Source organism: Nonomuraea sp. NPDC049725 (assembly GCF_040674795.1).
Taxonomy (GTDB): domain Bacteria; phylum Actinomycetota; class Actinomycetes; order Streptosporangiales; family Streptosporangiaceae; genus Nonomuraea; species Nonomuraea ceibae.
Map to the genome: position 1 here is coordinate 583,774 of NZ_JBFANJ010000004.1, position 19,773 is coordinate 603,546.

20 protein-coding genes are annotated in these 19,773 nt (G+C 72.2%); 9 read left to right on the top strand and 11 right to left on the bottom strand.

Annotated features, from left to right (window positions below):
* The first annotated feature begins 54 nt into the window (after positions 1 to 54).
* Complete coding sequence (locus tag AB0J53_RS13925) at positions 55 to 963, top strand: alpha/beta hydrolase (RefSeq protein ID WP_364171912.1); 909 nt, start codon at positions 55 to 57, stop codon at positions 961 to 963.
* Positions 964 to 1,010: 47 nt separating this feature from the next.
* Here AB0J53_RS13925 and lpdA read toward each other — a convergent pair whose 3' ends face one another.
* Both lpdA and AB0J53_RS13935 read right to left on the bottom strand, forming a co-directional pair.
* A complete protein-coding gene (gene lpdA, locus AB0J53_RS13930; RefSeq protein ID WP_219506551.1) occupies positions 1,011 to 2,390 on the bottom strand; it encodes a dihydrolipoyl dehydrogenase in 1,380 nt (459 codons plus the stop codon).
* 41 nt (positions 2,391 to 2,431) lie between these two features.
* Positions 2,432 to 2,806, bottom strand: a complete 375-nt coding sequence (locus tag AB0J53_RS13935; protein WP_219506548.1) for a tautomerase family protein — start codon at positions 2,804 to 2,806, stop codon at positions 2,432 to 2,434.
* 19 nt (positions 2,807 to 2,825) lie between these two features.
* Between AB0J53_RS13935 and AB0J53_RS13940 the strand changes: the two genes are divergently transcribed.
* Genes AB0J53_RS13940 through AB0J53_RS13950 form a run of 3 tightly spaced genes read left to right on the top strand, consistent with a single transcriptional unit; the run spans position 2,826 to position 6,730 of the window.
* Entirely contained in the window at positions 2,826 to 3,476 is a 651-nt protein-coding gene (locus AB0J53_RS13940) for a response regulator transcription factor (protein ID WP_364171915.1), read from the top strand.
* Positions 3,477 to 3,482: 6 nt separating this feature from the next.
* A complete protein-coding gene (locus AB0J53_RS13945) occupies positions 3,483 to 4,535 on the top strand; it encodes a quinone-dependent dihydroorotate dehydrogenase (protein WP_364171917.1) in 1,053 nt (350 codons plus the stop codon).
* A 53-nt stretch (positions 4,536 to 4,588) separates the two neighbouring features.
* Positions 4,589 to 6,730 (top strand): ATP-dependent RecD-like DNA helicase, encoded by a 2,142-nt coding sequence (locus AB0J53_RS13950; RefSeq protein ID WP_364171919.1) that lies wholly within the window; start codon positions 4,589 to 4,591, stop codon positions 6,728 to 6,730.
* A 3-nt stretch (positions 6,731 to 6,733) separates the two neighbouring features.
* Here AB0J53_RS13950 and AB0J53_RS13955 read toward each other — a convergent pair whose 3' ends face one another.
* The 4 genes from AB0J53_RS13955 to AB0J53_RS13970 all read right to left on the bottom strand — a co-directional run bounded on the left by AB0J53_RS13955 (position 6,734) and on the right by AB0J53_RS13970 (position 10,604).
* Positions 6,734 to 8,320 carry a beta-N-acetylhexosaminidase gene (locus tag AB0J53_RS13955; protein ID WP_364171921.1) on the bottom strand — a complete coding sequence of 529 codons (1,587 nt, stop codon included), beginning with the start codon at positions 8,318 to 8,320 and terminating at the stop codon, positions 6,734 to 6,736.
* Positions 8,317 to 9,177 (bottom strand): N-acetylmuramoyl-L-alanine amidase, encoded by an 861-nt coding sequence (locus AB0J53_RS13960; protein ID WP_364171922.1) that lies wholly within the window; start codon positions 9,175 to 9,177, stop codon positions 8,317 to 8,319. Before AB0J53_RS13960 ends, AB0J53_RS13955 begins: the two co-directional genes overlap by 4 nt.
* A gap of 47 nt (positions 9,178 to 9,224) precedes the next feature.
* The gene (locus AB0J53_RS13965; RefSeq protein ID WP_049572779.1) at positions 9,225 to 9,473 is read right to left on the bottom strand and encodes a hypothetical protein; all 249 of its coding nucleotides are present in this window, start codon (positions 9,471 to 9,473) and stop codon (positions 9,225 to 9,227) included.
* Between the two features lie 117 nt (positions 9,474 to 9,590).
* Complete coding sequence (locus AB0J53_RS13970) at positions 9,591 to 10,604, bottom strand: LacI family DNA-binding transcriptional regulator (RefSeq protein ID WP_219506537.1); 1,014 nt, start codon at positions 10,602 to 10,604, stop codon at positions 9,591 to 9,593.
* A gap of 161 nt (positions 10,605 to 10,765) precedes the next feature.
* Between AB0J53_RS13970 and AB0J53_RS13975 the strand changes: the two genes are divergently transcribed.
* On the top strand, positions 10,766 to 11,419 hold the full coding sequence (locus tag AB0J53_RS13975) for a helix-turn-helix domain-containing protein (protein ID WP_364171925.1): 654 nt from the start codon (positions 10,766 to 10,768) through the stop codon (positions 11,417 to 11,419).
* A gap of 120 nt (positions 11,420 to 11,539) precedes the next feature.
* Here the strand turns inward: AB0J53_RS13975 and bldC are convergent, their stop codons facing one another.
* Entirely contained in the window at positions 11,540 to 11,743 is a 204-nt protein-coding gene (bldC, locus tag AB0J53_RS13980; protein WP_013133571.1) for a developmental transcriptional regulator BldC, read from the bottom strand.
* A gap of 324 nt (positions 11,744 to 12,067) precedes the next feature.
* Entirely contained in the window at positions 12,068 to 12,931 is an 864-nt protein-coding gene (locus tag AB0J53_RS13985; protein WP_357583658.1) for a hypothetical protein, read from the bottom strand.
* Between the two features lie 107 nt (positions 12,932 to 13,038).
* Between AB0J53_RS13985 and AB0J53_RS13990 the strand changes: the two genes are divergently transcribed.
* The 3 genes from AB0J53_RS13990 to AB0J53_RS14000 all read left to right on the top strand — a co-directional run bounded on the left by AB0J53_RS13990 (position 13,039) and on the right by AB0J53_RS14000 (position 15,187).
* On the top strand, positions 13,039 to 14,118 hold the full coding sequence (locus AB0J53_RS13990; RefSeq protein ID WP_219506535.1) for a Glu/Leu/Phe/Val dehydrogenase dimerization domain-containing protein: 1,080 nt from the start codon (positions 13,039 to 13,041) through the stop codon (positions 14,116 to 14,118).
* Between the two features lie 152 nt (positions 14,119 to 14,270).
* On the top strand, positions 14,271 to 14,501 hold the full coding sequence (locus tag AB0J53_RS13995; RefSeq protein ID WP_219506533.1) for a DUF3073 domain-containing protein: 231 nt from the start codon (positions 14,271 to 14,273) through the stop codon (positions 14,499 to 14,501).
* Positions 14,502 to 14,635: 134 nt separating this feature from the next.
* Positions 14,636 to 15,187 (top strand): CGNR zinc finger domain-containing protein, encoded by a 552-nt coding sequence (locus AB0J53_RS14000; protein WP_364171928.1) that lies wholly within the window; start codon positions 14,636 to 14,638, stop codon positions 15,185 to 15,187.
* Here AB0J53_RS14000 and purM read toward each other — a convergent pair.
* Positions 15,178 to 16,203, bottom strand: a complete 1,026-nt coding sequence (gene purM, locus AB0J53_RS14005; RefSeq protein WP_364171930.1) for a phosphoribosylformylglycinamidine cyclo-ligase — start codon at positions 16,201 to 16,203, stop codon at positions 15,178 to 15,180. The two genes, AB0J53_RS14000 and purM, sit on opposite strands and share 10 nt — an antisense overlap.
* On the bottom strand, positions 16,200 to 17,636 hold the full coding sequence (gene purF / locus AB0J53_RS14010) for an amidophosphoribosyltransferase (protein WP_219506526.1): 1,437 nt from the start codon (positions 17,634 to 17,636) through the stop codon (positions 16,200 to 16,202). Before purF ends, purM begins: the two co-directional genes overlap by 4 nt.
* Positions 17,637 to 17,789: 153 nt before the next feature.
* Between purF and AB0J53_RS14015 the strand changes: the two genes are divergently transcribed.
* Positions 17,790 to 19,196, top strand: a complete 1,407-nt coding sequence (locus tag AB0J53_RS14015; protein ID WP_364171932.1) for a hypothetical protein — start codon at positions 17,790 to 17,792, stop codon at positions 19,194 to 19,196.
* Positions 19,197 to 19,222: 26 nt separating this feature from the next.
* Here AB0J53_RS14015 and AB0J53_RS14020 read toward each other — a convergent pair whose 3' ends face one another.
* Positions 19,223 to 19,660 carry a sterol carrier family protein gene (locus tag AB0J53_RS14020; protein ID WP_364171934.1) on the bottom strand — a complete coding sequence of 146 codons (438 nt, stop codon included), beginning with the start codon at positions 19,658 to 19,660 and terminating at the stop codon, positions 19,223 to 19,225.
* Between the last annotated feature and the right edge of the window lie 113 nt (positions 19,661 to 19,773).

Here is a 19,773-nt window from a genome sequence, read left to right on the forward strand (position 1 = left end):
TTGACACTGACTATCCTGTGACTAATAGTTGATGTCAACTATGAGGGAGGGCTCATGGACACAGGACACGTCACCTCCGCGGATGGCACCGTCATCGGGTTCCACCGGCTCGGCGCCGGACCCGGCCTGGTCGTGCTGCACGGCCAGATGGAGTCGGCCCGCAGCCACCTGGAGCTCGCCGAGGCGCTGGCCGGCACGTACACGGTCTATCTGCCGGACCGCCGGGGCCGCGGGCTCAGCGGACCCTACGGCCCGCACCACGTGGCGGACCGCGAAGCCGAAGACCTGGAAGCGCTCCTCGCGCACACGGGCGCCTCCCGCGTCTTCGCCGTCAGCGTCGGCGCCCTCGTCGCCCTCCACACCGCCGCCCGCCACCGCGCGGGGAGCACGGGCTCACCGAAAGGGCATCCGGGCGGCTTACGGACGGCGGGCGCGGGGCTGATCCGGGAGCTGGCCCTCTACGAGCCCGCGCTGTTCGTGGACGGACCGGCGCCCACGGCGTGGCTGGAGCGGTACGAGCGGGAACTGGCCGCCGGGCGGGACGCGGCGGCGCTGATCACGGCGATGAAGGCCGCCCGGCTCGGCCCGGCGATCTTCGACCTGATGCCGCGCCGGCTGCTCGACGCCCTGTCGGCGCGCATGCTGGCAGCCCAGGACCGCAAGGCGGGCGACGGCGACGTCACGATGCGGATGCTCGCCCCGACCCTGCGCCACGAGACCCGCGTGGTGGCCGAGCTGGCCCGCTCCCAGGCGGCCTACGGCGCGGTCGGCGCGCGGACGCTCCTGCTCGGCGGCAGCCGCAGCCCCGCCTACTTCAAGGCCGCCCTCGACGCCCTGGAGCGGGTCGTCCCCGGCGCCGCCCGCGTCGAGCTCGCCGGGGTCGGCCACAGCGGCTCCGGGAACGCCGACACCGGCGGCAGGCCGGAGCGCGTGGCCGCCGAGCTGCGCCGCTTCTTCGGCTAGCGGCCACGACGGCGCCGGTCGCCGGGCAGGCCGTCCCGGCCGTCGGCTCACATGTTGATCATGTGACCGGACAGGCCGTGGATCGCCTCCTTGACCGCCTCGCCGAGGGTCGGGTGGGCGTGCACGTTGCGGGCGACCTCGTGCACCGTGAGGTCCCACTGCTGGGCCAGCGTGAGCTCCGGAAGCAGCTCGGTGACCTCGGGGCCGATCAGGTGGGCGCCGAGCAGCTCGCCGTACTTCTCGTCGCTGATGATCTTGACGAAGCCGGCCGAGTCGCCCAGGCCGTGCGCCTTGCCGTTCGCGGTGAACGGGAACTTGGCCACCTTGACGTCATAGCCCAGGTCACGGGCCTGCGTCTCGGTGTAGCCGAAGCTGGCCACCTGCGGCTGGCAGTAGGTGGCGCGCGGGATCATCACGTAGTCGAGCTCCATGGTCTCGACCCCGCCGATCGTCTCCGCGGCGATGATGCCCATCGACTCGGCGGCGTGCGCGAGCATGAGCTTGGCCGTGACGTCGCCGATCGCGAAGATGTGCGGCACGCTCGTGCGGCAGCGGCCGTCGACCGCGATGGCGCCCCGGTCGGTGAGCTGCACGCCGGTCTTCTCCAGGCCGTAGCCGTCGACGCGCGGCTGGAAGCCGATCGCCTGGAGCACCTTGTCGGCCTCCAGCACCTGCTGCTGCCCGTCACGCGACACGGTGACCTTGACGGCGGAGCCGGTGTCCTCGATGTTGTCGACGCGGGTGGAGGTGAGCACCTCGATGCCGAGCCGCTTGTAGCGCTTGGCCAGCTCGGCGGAGACCTCTTCGTCCTCCAGCGGCACGATCCGGTCGAGGAACTCGACGATGGTGACCTTGACGCCGTAGTTGTGCAGCACGTACGCGAACTCGACGCCGATGGCGCCCGCGCCCGCGATGATGATGCTGGACGGCAGGTCCTCGGAGAGGATCTGCTCCTCGTACGTCACCACGCGCTCGGAGAGCTGGGTGCCCGGGATCAGCCGGGTGGTGGCGCCGGCGGCGACGATGCAGTGGCGGAAGGTGATGGTCTCGCCGTTGACCTGCAGCGTGTTGGCGTCGAGGAAGGTGCCCCGGCCGTCGTACTCCGTGATGGAGTTCTTCTTCATCAGGTAGTGGACGCCCTTGACCCGGCCGTCGGCCACCTTGCGGCTGCGGGTGAACGCCGCGCCGTAGTCGAAGCTGACCTCGCCGCTGATGCCGAAGGTCTTGGCCTCTTTGGTGAAGATGTGGGCCAGCTCCGCGTTGCGCAGCAGCGCCTTGGACGGGATGCAGCCCACGTTCAGGCAGACGCCTCCCCAGTATTTCTCCTCGACGACCGCGGTGCGCAGCCCGAGCTGGGCGGCTCGGACGGCGGCCGTGTATCCTCCCGGACCGGCGCCGAGAACGACGACGTCATAGTCTGTGCTCATGACTCGGACCATACCGCCCGCCCGCGCACGGTCCTGACGCGCTATACCTCGACCCGGTAGGACAGCGTCAACTCGTCCGCCGGAACGCCCCGGATGCCCCAGTTGACCTGCGGCATCTCGATGATGGTGATCTCCACGTCCTGCTTCGGATACGGCAACGTGTCGTAGATCTCGCGGATCAGCGCGCGCTTGGCCTCGTCACTGCGGCCGGTGAAGCAGACGATCTCGATGATCAGATAACCGTCGCCGCGCTGCGGGCAGATGAAGTCGTCGGCGTCGAGCAGCAGGAACCGGTGGAACCTCTTGTCCTCGGGCAGCCCCCACGCCTTGACCACGCACTGGTGGAGCAGGTCGGAGACCTCCTTCTGGTGCCCGCCCCACACGTCCCTGCGCCCGTAAACCTTCACCTGTGCCATGTCGGCCAATATAGAGCGTGTGATTCGCATACTGCTGGCCGACGACGAGGCCATGATCCGCGCCGGGGTGCGGGCCATCCTCGCCTCCGACCCGGACCTGGAGGTGGTGGCGGAGGCCGGCGACGGCCGCGAGGCGGTGGACCTGGCCATCAGCCACCACCCGGACGTGGCGCTGCTCGACATCCGCATGCCGAGGCTCGACGGGCTCGCGGCGGCGGCGGAGATCCGCAGGGCGGCGCCGGGCACGGCGGTGGTGATGCTCACCACGTTCGGCGAGGACGACTACATCGCCAAGGCGCTGGACGTGGGCGCGAACGGGTTCCTGCTGAAGTCCGGCGACCCGCGCGAGCTGATCGCCGGGGTCCACGCCGTCGCCGGCGGCGCCGCGTACCTGTCGCCGAAGGTCGCCCAGCGGGTCATCGAGCAGCTGGCCGGCGGCCGGATGGCGCGCGGCGCCGCCGCCCGCGACCGCATCGCCGGGCTGACCGACCGCGAGCGCGAGGTGCTGGCCCTGCTGGGCGCGGGCCTGTCCAACGCGGAGATCGCCCGCACGCTGCACATCGTGGAGGGCACGGTCAAGGCGTACGTGAGCGCCATCCTCACCCGGCTCGACGTGCGCAACCGCGTACAGGCCGCGATCATCGCCCACGAGGCTGGATTGGTAGCCTGACCCGTGATGTATCGCCTCGTGTTCACGCAGGTCTTGCGGCGGTTCGACGCCGAGGCCGTGCACCATCAGACCGTCAGGGCCCTCGCGATCCTCGCCAGGCTGCCCCTGCTCAAGCGATCCCTGCACCGGGCTCTCGCACCGCACGACCCGGCCCTGCGGGTGAGCGCCTTCGGCGTGCACTTCCCGGGGCCGCTCGGGCTCGCCGCCGGCTTCGACAAGGACGCGGCGTGCGCGGAGGCGGTGGCGGCGCTCGGCTTCTCGCATGTCGAGGTCGGCACCATCACCGCCCACGGCCAGCCGGGCAACCCGCGTCCGCGCCTGTTCCGGCTGGTGCCGGAGCACGCGGTCGTCAACCGGATGGGGTTCAACAACGCGGGCGCCCGCGCCGCCGCCCGCCGCCTGCGCCGCACCCGCGGGGTGCCGGTCGTGGTGGGGGTCAACATCGGCAAGACCAAGGTGGTGCCCGAGTCGGGCGCGGTCGCCGACTACGTGACCAGCGCCAGGACGCTGGCGCCGCTGGCCGACTACCTGGTGGTCAACGTCAGCTCGCCCAACACGCCGGGACTGCGCGACCTTCAGGCCGTCGAGCTGCTGCGCCCCCTGCTCAAGGCGGTCAAGGAGGTGGCCGACGGCACGCCCAGGCGCACCCCGCTGCTCGTCAAGATCGCGCCCGACCTGGCCGACGAGGACGTCGACTCCGTCGCCGATCTCGCGGTCGAGCTGGGCCTCGACGGCATCATCGCGACCAACACCACGATCCGCCACGCGGGCGAGACGGGAGGCTTGTCCGGCCGTCCGCTCAAGGAACGCTCGCTGGAGGTGCTGCGCCGCCTGCGCGCCCGCGTGGGCGACCGTCTGACGCTCGTGTCGGTGGGCGGCGTGGAGGACGTCGATGACGTGTGGGAACGCCTGCTGGCCGGCGCCACGCTGGTGCAGGGCTACACGGGCTGGATCTACGGCGGCCCGCTGTGGGCCTCCCGCATCCACCGCCAGCTCTCCCGGCGCGTACGCCGCCACGGCCTGAAGTCGATCACCGAGATCATCGGCCGCACGGCATGACCGGCGCCCCGGGGACGCCCTCGACTGTCGTAGCCGCGGGTTAGTCTCCGGGCGTGAAGGTAGAGGCCTCCGTCGAGCAGCTCGTCTTCGTCGACGACGACCACTACACCGTGGCCCGGATGAGCTCCGACGACGCCGGCTCCTTCGTCGCCGCGGGCCGGCCGCTGGCCGGGGCCCAGCCGGGGGAGCGGCTCCAGCTCGCCGGCGCGTGGGAGTCGCACCCGCGCTTCGGCCGCCGCCTGGCCGTCAAGCAGTGCGAGCGCGTCGCGCCCTCCACCGTCCGCGCCATCAGCCTCTACCTGGGCTCCGGCCTGATCCGCGGCGTCGGCCCGCGCCTGGCCCACGCCATCGTCAGCCACTTCGGCGAGCAGACGCTCAAGGTCATCGACACCGAGCCCGAGCGGCTGCGCGAGGTCGTCAACATCGGCGCGATCCGCCAGGCGCAGATCGTCGAGGCGTGGGCCGAGCAGAAGGCCGTGGCCGAGCTCATGGTCGCCCTCCAGGGGTTCGGCGTCAGCCCGCTGCTCGCCGCCAAGCTCTACCAGGCGTACGGGCACGACGCCCTCCACGTGCTGACCAAGGACCCCTACCAGCTCGTCGGCCGGGTGCGCGGCATCGCCTTCCACACGGCCGACCGCATCGCGCTGCGCTCCGGCGTGCCCGAGAGCAGCCCGGCGCGGCTGCGGGCGGCGGTCCTCGACCGGCTGGAGGCGGCGGCCGCGGGCGGCGGCCACTGCTTCCTGCCGCTGCACGCGCTGGTCACCCAGGTGGTGGCGCTGGTCGAGCAGGACGAGCGGCCGGTCAGGCGGGCCGTCGACGCGCTCAGCGCCGAGCGGCGCGTCGTCGTCGAGCCGTCGCCGTCCGACCCGGGCCGGCTCGTCGTCTACGGCAAGCAGGAGCACAGCCGCGAGGTGGCGCTGGCCGGCCACCTGGCCAGGCTGCTGCGGGCCCGCTCGACGCTGCGGATGCGCCCCTACTCCGAGGACGAGCGGCTGCACGAGGACCAGCGCGCCGCCGTCAACCTGGTGCTGACCAGCACCGTCTCCGTGCTGACCGGCGGGCCGGGCTGCGGCAAGAGCCACACCGTGGCGGCGATCGCCTCGACCGTGCGGGCGATGGGCGGCTCGGTGACGCTGTGCGCGCCGACCGGCAAGGCCGCCAAACGGCTGTCGGAGCTGACCGGGCTGCCCGCGATGACCGTGCACCGGCTGCTGTCCGCCCGCGCCGAGCCCGACGACGGCGCGCTGTTCGCCGACGACCCCGCGCAGGCCGACCTGATCGTGGTGGACGAGGCGTCGATGCTCGACCTGCACCTGGCCACCCGGCTGGCCGCCGCCGTGCCGTCGGGCAGCCACCTGCTGTTCGTCGGCGACAGCGACCAACTGCCCAGCATCGGCCCCGGCAGGGTGCTGGCCGACCTGCTCGGCGTGCCGGAGGTGCCGCGCGTGCGGCTCACCCACGTGTTCCGGCAGGCCCACGACAGCGGCATCGTCCGGGCCGCCCACCGCATCCGCGCCGGCGAGCTGCCCGACCTGCCCGGCGGGGGCGGCTTCTGGTTCGAGGAGCTGGACGACCCGGTCAAGGTGGCCGATCGGGTCATCGAGCTGGCCACCGAGGCGATCCCCCGCAAACAGGGCGTCGAGCCCGGCCAGGTGCAGGTGCTGTGCCCGATGCGCCGGGGCGAGACCGGCGCCACCGAGCTCGGCCGCCGCCTCCAGGACCGGCTCAACCCGGCCCGCGAGGGCGTCGCCGAACACTGGGCGGGCCCGTCGGTCTTCCGGCCCGGCGACCGGGTGATGCCCATCCGCAACAACTACGACAAGGGCGTCTTCAACGGCGAGACCGCCACCGTGACCGCCGTCGACCCGCGCGAACGGCTCGTCGAGCTGTGCACCGACGACGGCCGCGCCGTCCCCTACACCTTCGACGAGCTCGACGAGCTCACCCACGCCTACGCGATCAGCGTCCACCGGGCCCAGGGCAGCGAATACCCGTTCGTGGTGGCGCCGGTGGTGGCCGAGGCGGGCGGCGTCATGCTCCGCCGCAACCTGCTCTACACGCTGGTCACCCGGGCCAAGGCATGGGTGGTGCTGGTCGGCGGGCGCGACGCGCTGGAGCTGGCCGTGCACCGGCTGGGCGGGCGGCGCAACACCGCCCTGTCCCACCGGCTGGCTCTCCAGCTCGCCGCGCCGTGACCGTCAGACGCTGGGGCGGGTCGACTCCGCGTCGTGCGTCATGCCGTCGATGCGCGCCAGCACCGCCGTCACGTCGACGACGCCCGGCCGGTGCGGGCGGCGGCGCTGCCACGGGCGCGGCCCCGCCTGTGGCCTGTATTCGACGCCGAGCGCGTCCAGCCTGCCCAGGTGCGCCTCCAGCCGCTCGGCGAAGCCCTCGCCGCCGCCCCACGCGACGTCGGCCAGCGCGCACGTACGGGGCCACAGCCGGTAGTCGAGCACCCGGCCGTCGGGCACCCGCTCGCTCCAGAGCTGCGCCTGCACGCCGATGACGCGCGCCCGCTCCTCCTCCGGCCACTCGGCCGGCGCCGGCTCGAACGCGGCCACGTCCGCGACCGTGATCGTCTCGCCGATCGCCATCGGCTCCTCCGCCGAGGCGGCCTCCGCGTAGTCGAAGTAGAGCGGGAACACCGGCGTGGCCACCACGTCATGGCCCGCGGCGGCGGCGCGGCGGCCGACGTTCATGCCGCGCCACGGCATCACCACCGTGTCCTGGCGCAGCCGCCCGCTGACGAACGCCTCGTCCCACACCACGGCCCGCGCCCCGCGCTCGGCCAGCGCGTCGGCGAGCTGCCGCAGGAACCACGCCTGAAGGTCGTTGGCGCCCGCCAGGCCCAGCGACTCGCCGTAGGCGGTGATCTCTGCCGAGGCGGCCCACTGGTCGAGCACCACCTCGTCGCCGCCGATGTGCACGTACGGCGTCTCGCCGAGCGCGCCGAGCAGCTCGTCGAAGATCGTCGTCAGGAACTCGACCGTCGGCGGCAGCGGCGACAGGATCGCGGGGGAGATGCCCCACCGGTCCAGCACCTCGTGCGGCTCGCCGGTCGCGCCGAGCTGCGGGTAGGCCGCCAGGATCGCCGAGGCGTGCCCCGGCACGTCGATCTCCGGCACGATCGTGACCGCCTTGGAGCGCGCGTACGCGGCCAGCTCCGCCAGGTCGGCCAGCGTGTAGTAGCCGCCGTGCGGGATGTCGTCGTACGCCTCGGGCTCGCGGTAGAAGTGGGTCGCGGTGCGCGGCCGGTGCGAGGCGACCTCGTGCAGCAGGGGATAGGCCCGGCTCTCCACCCGCCAGCCCTGGTCGTCGGCCAGGTGCAGGTGCAGCCGGTTCAGCTTGTGCACGGCCATCAGGTCCAGCAGCCGCATGACCTCCCGCTTGGGGAAGAAGTGCCGGGCCACGTCCAGGTGCAGGCCGCGCCAGGCGAACCGGGGCGCGTCCTCGATCCGCACGCCGGGCACGTTCCACGCCTGGCCGGCGCCGAACCGGTAGGCGTCGGCGGGCAGGAGCTGGCGCAGCGACTGGGCGGCGTAGAACGCCCCCTCCCGGCCGCCCGCGGCGATCTCGACGCCGCGCGAGCCGACCGACAGCCGGTACGCCTCGGCGCCCAGCGCGGGGTCGAACCGGGTGGCGACGGCGCCGTCGTCACCGGGCAGCAGGTCCAGTCCGGGAAGCGCGGTCCGTACGGGCTCGATCAGCGGGCCGGAGACGGTGGCCCCGGCGGCGAGCTCATAGGAGCCGGAGAGCGGGTTGTGCAGCGATGGGCGAGGAATCATGTAGTGAGATAGTGCTGCAAACCGTTGGCCAAAGCCAGGGCGATGCGCTGGCGGAACTGGGCGTCACGGAATTTGGCCGCCTCCGCCGCGTTGCGCATGTTGCCGCACTCGACGAAGATCTTCGGCACCGTCGACAGGTTGAGCCCGCCCAGGTCGTTGCGGTAGTCGAGGGCCTTGTTGCCGATGTAGGTGGAGTAGGGCAGCCCGGTGCCCTTGCGGAAGGCGTCACGCACGGCCACGCCCAGGTCGGACGACTGCTTGACCACCGGGTCCACCGGGCCGTTGATCTTCTTCGGCATGATCACGTGGAAGCCGTGGTTGGCCGGGGCGGAGCCGTCGGCGTGCACCGAGATCGCGGCGTCGGCCTTGCTGCGGTTGCCGATGGCGGCCCGCTCGGTGATGCACGGCCCGACGCCGGTGTTGCTGGAGCGGGTGAGCTTGACCGTGGCGCCGCGGTTCTTGAGGATCTTGACGAGCCGCTTGGAGACGTCCCAGGTGAAGGCCGCCTCCGAATAGCCGTCGTTGGTGGCGGTGCCCGTCGTGTCGCACGCCTTCCACTGGGTCAGCACGTTGACCTTGCGGTTGATCGCCTTCGGGTTGCGCGCGTTGCCGCCGTTGTGGCCGGGGTCGATGACGACCGTCTTGCCCTCCAGCGGCTTGGGCGCCGGGGCCCGCTCGGCGGGGGCGGGCGTGCCGGACTCGTCCGTGACGACGGCCGGGGTGCGTGCCTGGGAGCCCGCCTGCGTGGCGGCCGGGGCGGCGGCCTGACCGGCGGCGGTCCCGCCGGAACCGGCGCCGCCGCACGCGGAGATGAGCAGGCCGCAGACGGCCAGGACGGAGGCGGGTAGAGCGCGCATGGGCTCCAACTTACGTGAAACCCGCCCCCGGGGAGCCGCGAAACGCCTCACCAGACGTGTTCGCCGACCTCCTGCCGCTGCAGCAGGGCGGCCAGCTCCCGCGCGTCCTCGGCGTCCAGGCCGAGGACGACGCGGGGGCGGCCCCACGGGTGGTCGAGGGAGTGTGCGACGTAGCTGGCCACGGATTCCGCGCCGACGTCCGTCCCCCGCCCGCGCCCGGCCCGCCACTGCGCCCAGGCGCGTTCGAGCTCGGCCGCCGCGCGCTGGGCGCAGGACACCAGTTCCGGATCACGCATGACTGTTCCCCCCGGATCAGATCGTGGCCGGACCGAATCCGGCCACAATTAGCATGACCCTGACGAGTAAACAGCCGGGGGCGCGGTCACGGGGCGTGTTGACCCAGCTTTGGCCCGCTATTGGGCCGGACCCGTGCTGCGGCGCACGATCAGCTCGGGCGTGATTTCGCGCAACCGGGCGCCCTTGCCCGGCTCGGAGATGCGGTCGCTCAGCAGCGTGGCGGCCGACCGGCCCATGGCGCGGCGCGGCTGGTCCACCGAGGTGAGCGAGACGTGGTTCGAGGCCGACAGGTGGGTGTTGTCGTAGCCGACCACGGAGAGGTCTTCGGGGACGCGCAGGCCCAGCTCGGTGGCGGCGGAGAGCACGCCGAGCGCGAGCACGTCGTTGGCGGCGAAGATCGCCGTGGGCCTGGGGTCCCGGGTCAGGAGGGCGATGGCGGCGTCGTGGCCGCCGTTCTCGGTCGACTCCGCGGCTTCGACCATGATGTACGGGGCGAGGGAGTGCCTGCGCATGGCCACGAGGTAGCCCTCGCAGCGGGAGGGCCGCGGGCCCTCGATGTGCGCGATGCGCTTGTGCCCGGCCTCGACCAGGTGGTCGATGGCCAGCCGGGCGCCGAGCCGGTCGTCGTCGACGACGATGTCGACGCCTTCGAGCTCGATGTCACGTTCCCCGACGACGACCGTCGGGGTGTAGGAGGTCGCCTCGATCAGGGTGGCGCTGGTCGGCGGGATGCCCAGGAGGACCAGCCCGTCGACCCGCAGCTCCAGGAAGGCCTCCACGGCCTCGTCCTCGAAGGCGGGATCCCACTGGCTGTTGCCGATCAGCATGCGTAACCCGTCGCCGTGCAGGCTCTCCTGCAGGCCGTCGAGAAACTCGGCGTAGAAGGGATTGTGCAGGTCGGCGACGAGCGCGCCGACGAGGTGAGTGCGGCCTTCGACCAGGCTGCGGGCGACCGCGTTCGGCCGGTAGCCGAGCTCGCGGGCGGCCTGGAGCACTGCCTGGCGCCGGTGCTCGCTCACGTGCGGGGATCCGCGCAGCACGAGGGAGACCAGCGATTTCGAGACGCCGGCTCGTTCGGCGACGTTGCGGATGGTGGGCCTGGGCCGGGGCAGCGTATCTACCTCTCTCATGTCGGTGATGGTCGGAGTCTTGACGGGCGGTCCTGACATGTGTCTCCCCCGCGATGCGAAGTTGGGCACCTGTACCACCAAACGATCGAGTTCGCCGCAGGGTACGGCCTTGTCGCCAACGACCCGATCTCCACTGGTCAGGGCTCGGATACTGTGCAGGGGTGACACCCGAGACGGCGCGTCCGCCCCGGCGCAGGCTGAGCGTCGACCGGCGGCGCGAGGAGCTCATGGCGGCGGCTCTGGAGCTGTTCGGCGCCAGGGACGCCGAGGACGTCACGATCGACGACGTGGCCTCGGCGGCCGGGGCGTCGCGGGCGCTGGTCTATCACTACTTCGGCGGCAAGCAGGAGCTCTATGTGGCGGCGCTGAGAAGCGCGGCCGGCCAACTGGAGGCGCGGCTGCGGGAGGCGCGGCCGCGCGCGCATGACGGCGCCGGTCTGCTCGGCGATCTGGCCTCGGGGCTCGGGCGCTACTTCGACTTCGTGGAAGAGCACGCGGCGGGGTTCGCGGCGCTGCTGCGCGGCGGGCCGGCCAACCGGACCGGCGAGGTCGGGGAGATCGTCGACGGGGTCCGGCAGCGGCTCTTCCGGCTCGTCCAGCGGCAGATGCGCGTCGAGGAGCCGACCCCGGTGCTGCGGGCGACGCTGCGCTCGTGGATCGCCTCGGTGGAGACGGCGGGGCTCGACTGGCTGGAGCACCGCGACATCGAGCGGGCCACGCTCGAACGCATGCTCGTCGAGCAGATGGTGGCGTTGCTCGGCGTCGCAGCCCGGCACGACCCCGACGCGCGCCGGCTGCTGGAGCAGCACGGCTGACCGGTGGAGAAATGGCGCCGGGCGGGCGGCGCCAGCTCCCACGTGCGACGTCGTATCGTCACAGGGGTGGACCGGGTCGTGCGGACCTGGCCCACCGTTCAACCCCCCTGAGGTTCGTAACTACTCCGAACGCTGCTGCGGAATCCCCGCGAGCAGTGCGCGGACCTCGGTCTCCCGGTAACGCCGGTGACCGCCGAGGGTGCGAATCGACGTCAACTTGCCCGCCTTGGCCCACCTGGTAACGGTCTTGGGGTCGACCCTGAACATGGTCGCGACCTCGGCGGGCGTGAGCAGCGGCTCGGCCTCGGGTGTACGAGCTGACATTTGTGCGGCCTCTCCTCCGTGTGGACCGGCTTAGCGCGATCCTGTGACTGCTTTTGCGCGTGTCACGGATGTCCCCCTATGGCGCAGAGCGTGCGGCTTTTCTGAGCCATATGCGGCATCACCCGATGTGACCATACCGCCACGCAGAGCGATTGGCGAGCCCTTCTTTGACCCAACTGCCCGCCCCCATGGCGATGTCACGCTCGGTGATTCTAGCGACACGTTTCGTGGTATCGCAGTGAAAACGGCAAACTACTCAGTTCGCAGAAGAGAGCAGCCGCGAGTCGTGACCTACTCATGCAGGTCAGAGCGTCGTATTGGGGTTCAGTTGGCAGATTCCAGAAGTTGCATTGACTTCCAGCGAAGGATGACCCTCTGGTACATGGCATAGGCAAGTTCTTCTTGACCCGTGTCCAGACCCGTCAAAGCGGCCGAAAGCTCCGCAACCGACTGGTCCGCCTGGAGGGCGTCGTCGTCCATCAGATGCACCAGACCGCCGTAGTCGAGCTCGACCAGCGAGTGCGGATGGAACTCCTCCAGCCACCGCGCCACGTCCTCCACGTCGAAGTTGGGCGAGGTGTCGCCCAGATGGCGGCGCAGCACCTGAAGCGCCCGCGCCGCCCGCCTCCTGGCCTGCGCCATGGACGTCACGTAGATGAGGTTGCGTCCCGTCGTGGTGGTCACGTCCTGCCCGGGTGTGGAGGAGCCGAGCACCAGCCAGCGCTCGTTCCCGTCGAAAGGCACGAACCATGACGGCGGCACGTGCCACGCCGTGGTGCGGATGTGGGTGCGCAGCGCCGACGAGCCGCCGGCGCGCTTGTAGCGGTCGAAGTCGTCGGCCGTCTGGTCGGCGATCGTCTTGGAGACGATGCGGTCCATCAGCTTGGCCGGAGTGCTCCCGCGCAGCTTCGAGAAGGCCAGCCAGGAGCGCAGCCGGGTCTGCCAGGGGCACACGTACAGCCGGTCCTCCACGCGCCGCAGGTAGGCGTTGGGGCTCTCCTGTGAGGGGACCAGCTCGGGAGGGGCGCCGAGCAGCCGCCTGACGGCCTCGCCGTGCTCGGCCTGGAGCGCGTTGGCGCGGCGCGGGCGGTCGTTGGAGTCGGCATAGTCGGCCCAGACCTTGCGCTCAGACTCGGCGAACGCGGTCAGCGGCTCATAGACGCGGAGGTAGGCGGCATAGGGCAGCACGCACGCATCGTGTCATGAAGCCGTCGGCGCTCGCACTGTGGCGCCCATTACGCTGGTAGGCGATCTCCGCCGCGACGGGGCGGCGGACCGGACAGGGAGTCACTACCGTGACCGACGTCTTCGGCACGTCCCACAAGGACGTCCACGAGCAGGTCGTCTTCTGCGCCGACGAGCAGAGCGGCCTGCGTGCCATCATCGCCATCCACAACACCCAGCTCGGCCCCGCCCTCGGCGGCACCAGGTTCTACCCGTACGAGAGCGAGCAGGCCGCGCTCGCCGACGTGCTGAACCTGGCCAAGGGCATGGCCTACAAGAACGCGCTGGCGGGGCTCGACCTCGGCGGCGGCAAGGCCGTCATCATCGGCGACCCGGCCCGCGACAAGAGCGAGGCGCTGCTGCGCGCCTACGGCCGCTTCGTCGAGACGCTCGGCGGGCGCTACATCACCGCCTGCGACGTCGGCACCTACAGCGAGGACATGGACGTCGTGGCCCGCGAGTCGCGCCACGTGACCGGCCGCACCCTCGCCAACGGCGGCGCCGGCGACTCCTCCATCCTCACCTCCTACGGCGTCTTCCAGGGCATGCGCGCCTCGGCCGAGCGCGTCTTCGGCACGCCGTCGCTGCGCGGCAGGCGCGTCGGCGTCGAGGGCGTCGGCAAGGTCGGCCACCGCCTGGTCGACCTGCTCCGCGAGGACGGCGCCGACGTGGTGATCTGCGACGTCAGCGAGCAGGCCGTCGAGCGGGTGCGGCAGCGCCACCCGGAGGTCGACGTGGTGGCCGACGCGCAGGCCCTCACCGAGGCCGACATCGACGTGTTCGCGCCGTGCGCGCTGGGCGGCGCGCTCGACGACGCCACGGTGGCCAGGCTGCGCGCCAGGATCGTCTGCGGCGCCGCCAACAACCAGCTCGCCCACTCCGGCGTGGAGAAGCAGCTCGACGAGCGCGGCATCCTGTACGCGCCCGACTACGTGGTCAACTCGGGCGGCGTCATCCAGGTGGCCGACGAGATCTCGGGCTTCGACATGGAGCGGGCCAGGGCCAAGGCCGCCCAGATCTACGACACGACTCTGAAGATCTTCGGGATCGCCGCGGACGAGGGCGTTCCTCCGGCGGTCGCAGCGGATAGGCTGGCTGAACGTAGAATGTCGGAAGTCGGGCGCATTAGGGGCATTTGGCTGGGCCGCTGACGCCCCGCGCCCATACGACGTACCGAGCTGGGCACAAAACAGGTACGGTAATAGGCGAACGATAGGCTGACGCCCAAAGTCAGGGCGGCGTCAGTGTGTGGTGCGTTAGCGACGAGGGGTCGGGGACGACCCCACACGAGGGGGTCGAGCCAATGGGGCGCGGCCGAGCAAAGGCCAAGCAGGTCAAGGTTGCTCGCCAGCTGAAGTACAACAGCGGTGGCACGGATCTTGACCGACTTCGCGACGAACTCGGGGTCGGTGACCCCGGCCGCAACGACGACGCCGACGACCTCAACGACGAGCTGGCGGATCGCTATGCCGATTACGCCGACGGCTACGGTGCCGGAGACGACGACGATGATCGTCCCTCCGGCCGTCGATAGCCGTTCCTCCGCGTGACGTGGGTTCGCGTTCCGGCGCGGACCCACCGCTCAACGAGCGTCGGGCCCCACGGGTGACCGTGGGGCTTTGTCGTGCGTGCCCATAACGTGTCGACGGTGCCACGTACCATTAGGGCATGGACGTGCTGACAGGCGAGCCGCTGGCGCTGGACCTGGTCAACACGCGGGCCGGCACGCCCGCGGGCGACGTGGACTTCCTCGGCACCGCCGACGGCCTCGGCGTCTGGCTCGCCCGCCAGTCCGATCGGCTGAGCGGCCTCCCGCAGCCGCTCACGGCCGACGGCCTCGCCGCGGTGCACCGGATCCGCGCGCACGTCGAAGCGGCCGTCACAGCCGTCGTCGCGGGCCAGGCGCCGCCCGCCGCAGCCGTCGCCGCGCTGAACGAGGCGGCCCGCGCCGCCCCCACCCACCTGTTCCTGGGCGGCTCAGGCGTGGAGACCCGCCGCGACGCCGCGCCGCTCGACCGGCTGCTCGCCGAGCTCGCCGAAGCCGCCATCACGCTGCTCGGCACGCCCGGGGCGAGCAGGGTCAAGTCCTGCGAGGCCCCGGGCTGCCGGATGCTGTTCCTTCCCGCCCACCCGCGACGCCGCTGGTGCTCGCCCGAGCTGTGCGGCAACCGGGTCCGGGTGGCCCGCCACTACGAGCGGGCCAGGAGCGGTCAGGCGTAGGCCGCCCGGCCCGAGCCGGGCACGATCTCGCCCATCACCCACGCGGGCAGGCCCCGCCCGGCCAGCAGGCGGATCGCCGCGTCGGCGTCGTCGGCCGCCACGATCGCCGCCATGCCGACGCCCAGGTTGAAGGTGCGGTCGAGATCCTTCTGCGCGATGCCGCCGTGACCGGCCAGCACCTCGAAGATCGCCGGGGGGGTCCAGGAGGAACGGTCCAGCCGGGCGTCGAGATGCTCCGGCAGCGAGCGCGACAGGTTGCCCTCGACGCCGCCGCCCGTGATGTGCGAATAGGCGTGCACGTCGACCGTGCGGGCCAGCTCCAGGCAGTCGAGCGAGTAGATGCGCGTCGGCTCCAGCAGCTCCTCGCCCAGCGGCCGGCCCAGCTCGGGCAGCTCGCTGTCGAGCGTCAGCGCGGAGTTGGCGATCACGTGGCGGACCAGCGAATAGCCGTTGGAGTGGACGCCCGACGACGCCAGCCCCAGCACCACGTCACCCTCGCGGACCCGGGCCGGGCCCAGCATCCGGTCCGCCTCCACCACGCCCGTGCCCGCGCCCGCCAGGTCGTACTCGTCCGGGCCCATCGCGCCGGGGTGCTCGGCCGTCTCGCCGCCCACCAGAGCCGCCCCGGCCAGCCGGCAGCCCTCGGCGACGCCGCCGACGATCTCCGCCACCCGCTCCGGCAGCACCTTGCCGCACGCGATGTAGTCGGTCATGAACAGCGGCTCGGCCCCGCACACCACCAGGTCGTCCAGCACCATGCCGACCAGGTCGATGCCGATCGTGTCGTGCTTGCCGTACTGCTGGGCGAGCATCACCTTCGTGCCGACCCCGTCGGTGGACGTGGCCAGCAGCGGCCGCTTGTAACGCAGCAGCGCCGAGGCGTCGAACAGCCCGGCGAACCCGCTCGCGTCGTCGACCACCTCCGGCCGCCGCGACCGCGCCACCTTGTCCTTCATCAGCGTGACAGCGCGCTCACCGGCCTCGATGTCGACCCCGGCCGCCTCGTACGTGCTCATGCCTTGCTCTCCAACACGAACTTGCCCACGTTGTCCTGGTCGATGGGGATGGGGTAGGAGCCGTCGAAACAGGCCCGGCACAGCCGCTCCGCCGGGATCGTCGTCGCCTCGGTCAGCCCTTCGAGCGAGATGTAGCCCAGCGAGTCGGCGCCCAGCGAGGCGCGGATCTCCTCGACCGACAGCGAGCCCGCGATCAGCTCCGCCCGCGTGGCGAAGTCGATGCCGTAGAAGCACGGCCACGCCACCGGCGGCGACGAGATCCGCACGTGCACCTCACGGGCGCCCGCCTCGCGCAGCATCCGCACGATCGCCCGCTGCGTGTTGCCGCGCACGATCGAGTCGTCCACCACGACCAGCCGCTTGCCCTCGACGACCTCGCGCAGCGGGTTGAGCTTCAGCCTGATGCCGAGCTGGCGGATCGTCTGCGACGGCTGGATGAAGGTCCGGCCCACGTACGAGTTCTTCACCAGGCCCTGGCCGTACGGGATGCCGCTCTCTTCGGCGTAGCCCACGGCCGCCGGGGTGCCCGACTCGGGCGTGGGGATCACCAGGTCGGCCTCCACCGGGTGCTCGCGGGCCAGCACGCGGCCCACCTCCACCCGGGTCACCTGCACGCCGCGGCCCGCGATCGTCGTGTCGGGGCGGGCCAGGTAGACGTACTCGAACAGGCAGCCCTTGGGCTCGGCCAGCGCGAACCGGCGCGACCTGACCCCGCGCTCGTCGATCGTCAGCAGCTCGCCCGGCTCGATCTCGCGGGTGAACGTGGCGCCCACGATGTCGAGCGCCGCGGTCTCCGAGGCGACCACCCAGCCGCGCTCCAGCCTGCCCAGCACCAGCGGGCGGATGCCCTGCGGGTCACGGGCCGCGTACAGCGTCTTCTCGTCCATGAACACCAGCGAGTAGGCGCCCTTGACCTGCGGCAGCAGCTCGGCGGCCGAATCCTCGATGGAACGGCTGCGATCCTGCGCCAGCAGCGTGGTCAGGACCTCGGTGTCGGTCGTCGCCCGCGTGGCGCCCGGCTCCAGCCGCTCGGCCAGCTCCGGGGTGTTGATCAGGTTGCCGTTGTGGGCCAGCGCGAGACCGCCCACCTCGGTCGAGCTCAGCGTCGGCTGCGCGTTCTCCCACACGCTGGAGCCCGTCGTGGAGTAGCGGCAGTGACCCACCGCGATGTGGCCGCGCAGCGTGCCCAGCACCGACTCGTCGAAGACCTGGGCCACCAGGCCCATGTCCTTGTAGACGAGGATGCGGCTGCCCTCGCTGACCGCGATGCCCGCGGACTCCTGGCCGCGGTGCTGCAACGCGTACAGCCCGTAGTAGGTGAGTTTGGAAACTTCCTCGCCTGGCGCCCAGACGCCGAAGACACCACAGGCATCCTTCGGAGCGCGGTCTTGGGGGTCCAGGTCATGGCCGAGCCGGCCGTCGCCCTTCAGCACATGCTTCAGTCTAGGTTGCGGCCTTCCGTGCTCGCACACCCGGGTTGTTTGAGCCAAGGATGACCCCTGTCTTACCGTGTCGGATGGTTTCGAAGGGCGCTCCCGCGAAAAGGTGAAGTATCCGGCATTCGACTCGTCGGGGGAGACGCAGACGTGACCACACCTGGGGACCCGAACCAGCCTCGCCCGCGCGAGAACCGGCCCGGCCCGGACGAGCCCGCCCACGAGCCTCCCGTCCAGGAGCCCGGCCAGACGGCCGCGCACGCCTGGTGGGCCGAGGGCGCCGCCGAGGAGCCCGCCCCCGACCGGCCCGCCCGCGAGCGGGGGGAGTCCGCCGGGTCAGGCCAGTCCGGTCGCGAGCAGGGGGAGCCGTCCGGGACGGAGCCGTCCGGGACGGAGCCGTCCGGGACGGAGCCGTCCGGGACGGAGGAGCCCGGCGAGGGGCCCGGGGAAGGGGAGGAGCCGATCGCCCCGGCGCCGCCCGTCGTCCCCCAGCCCGGCACGCCCGCCCCGCCGCAACCCGGTCCCGGCCCGGAACCCCGGCCCGGCCCCGAACCCCGGCCTGGCCCTGAGCCGCGTCCTGGCCCGGAGCCCGGCCCCGGCCCGGAGCCGCGGCCCGGTCCCGAGCCCCGGCATCCCGATCTGCCCACGGCGCCCGAGACGCCGCCGCCCGCGACGGCCCCCGACGAGGCGGACGCGGAGCGCACGGCGGTGTTCGGCACGCCCGACTGGAACCGTTCCGGCGACACGCAGTCCTACCCGATGCCCGGCTCCACCCCGTCGTACCCCGGCTGGGAAGGCGCCGCCTCGGACGACGAGCCCGGCCCCTCGGGCCCCCGCACCCCGTCCCGCTACGACCCGCCCCCGTCGGACCGCCCCTCCTTCGAGCCGCCGACCCTCGAGGCCCCGGACGACACCACAGCCCAGGGCACCCCGTACAGTCCGCTGGCCCCTCAGGGAGAGACCCCCCAGGGACACGAGACAGGCGCCGCGCACCCGTACGGGACGGGGGCCGCGCAGGAGGGCCCCACGTACGGGTCAGGCGCCGCCCAGCCGGAGGGCGCCCCCTACGGCGAGGGCGCGCCGCACGGGGAGGGGCAGGAGCCCGCGGTGCCGGGGACGGCGCCGTCGAGTCCGTACGGGGGAGCGCCGGGGGCGGGTCCGGTGTACGGGTCGCCGCCCGGCGGGGCGTACACGCCGCCGCCCGGCGGGGCGGGGCAGTATCCCCCGGACTGGCGGCCGCCGGGCCAGCCGGGCAGCGGGCTGGCGACGGCGTCGCTGGTGCTGGGCGTGGCGAGCCCGTTCCTGGTGTTCGTCTGCTTCATCGGCCTGCTGACGGCGATCCTGTCGATCGTGTTCGGCATCGTGGCGCTGACCAAGCGGGTGGGGAAGGGCCGGGCGATCACCGGCATCGTGCTGAGCGTCGTGGCGCTGGTGCTGTTCGCGGCGGTGGCGATCTGGTTCTGGAACGTGGTGCAGGAGTGCGCCCAGCTCCCGGGCGGCCTGGCCGACCGGTGCTTCGAGGCGCGGATCCCGTGGATGGGCAGCACGCCGTCCTGACGACGCCGACGTAGCTTTTCGGCGCGTTATAGCGGCAAATATCCGGACAGGTCGGCTCGGGATCCGCTGGCCGCCACCGCCCCCTTCCCCGTGGCCTCCTCCCACGTCATCCGCCCCACCGCCAGCTCGATCCACGTGCGCGCGTCCATCTCGACCACGTTCGGCGGCGTCCCCCGCGTGTGGCGCGGCCCCTCGATCGCCTGTACGGCCGCGTACGGCGGCACGCGCACCTCGACGGTCCGCCCGGGCGCGGCGGTCACCAGCCGGTCCAGCAGATGGCGTACGGCCTGCCGCGCGGCGTCGCGCTCGGGCCGCAGCCCGCGGTCGTAGGCGGTGAGCACGGCGGTGACGAGGGCGTCGGCCAGCGCGCCGGCGGGCCCGTCGTAAGCCGGTTGGTCGAGGGCGACGAGCTGGGCGTCGAGTGCCTCGCGGAGCTTCGCTGGGTCGAGTTTGCGTGGTGGCACGCCACCATTGTGCTCCCTGGAAGCGTTCACCGCGCCGGAGGGCCTCGTTCACCTGCGGTTTCTCCGGTGACCGTAATGTCCGGCTCGAACGATTGCGCACTACCTTGGAGGAC

Excerpts from the sequence above, each read along its gene's own strand:
- AB0J53_RS13935 (WP_219506548.1), bottom strand. The coding sequence starts at position 2,806 with ATGGCACAGGTGAAGGTTTACGGGCGCAGGGACGTGTGGGGCGGGCAC.
- AB0J53_RS13955 (WP_364171921.1), bottom strand. The coding sequence starts at position 8,320 with ATGATTCCTCGCCCATCGCTGCACAACCCGCTCTCCGGCTCCTATGAG.
- purM (WP_364171930.1), bottom strand. The coding sequence starts at position 16,203 with ATGAGCACGTACGAGGCGGCCGGGGTCGACATCGAGGCCGGTGAGCGC.
- AB0J53_RS13965 (WP_049572779.1), bottom strand. The coding sequence starts at position 9,473 with ATGCGTGATCCGGAACTGGTGTCCTGCGCCCAGCGCGCGGCGGCCGAG.
- bldC (WP_013133571.1), bottom strand. The coding sequence starts at position 11,743 with ATGTCAGCTCGTACACCCGAGGCCGAGCCGCTGCTCACGCCCGCCGAG.
- AB0J53_RS13925 (WP_364171912.1), top strand. The coding sequence starts at position 55 with ATGGACACAGGACACGTCACCTCCGCGGATGGCACCGTCATCGGGTTC.
- AB0J53_RS13970 (WP_219506537.1), bottom strand. The coding sequence starts at position 10,604 with ATGAGAGAGGTAGATACGCTGCCCCGGCCCAGGCCCACCATCCGCAAC.
- AB0J53_RS14000 (WP_364171928.1), top strand. The coding sequence starts at position 14,636 with ATGGACGTGCTGACAGGCGAGCCGCTGGCGCTGGACCTGGTCAACACG.
- AB0J53_RS13960 (WP_364171922.1), bottom strand. The coding sequence starts at position 9,177 with ATGCGCGCTCTACCCGCCTCCGTCCTGGCCGTCTGCGGCCTGCTCATC.
- AB0J53_RS13995 (WP_219506533.1), top strand. The coding sequence starts at position 14,271 with ATGGGGCGCGGCCGAGCAAAGGCCAAGCAGGTCAAGGTTGCTCGCCAG.
- lpdA (WP_219506551.1), bottom strand. The coding sequence starts at position 2,390 with ATGAGCACAGACTATGACGTCGTCGTTCTCGGCGCCGGTCCGGGAGGA.
- AB0J53_RS13945 (WP_364171917.1), top strand. The coding sequence starts at position 3,483 with ATGTATCGCCTCGTGTTCACGCAGGTCTTGCGGCGGTTCGACGCCGAG.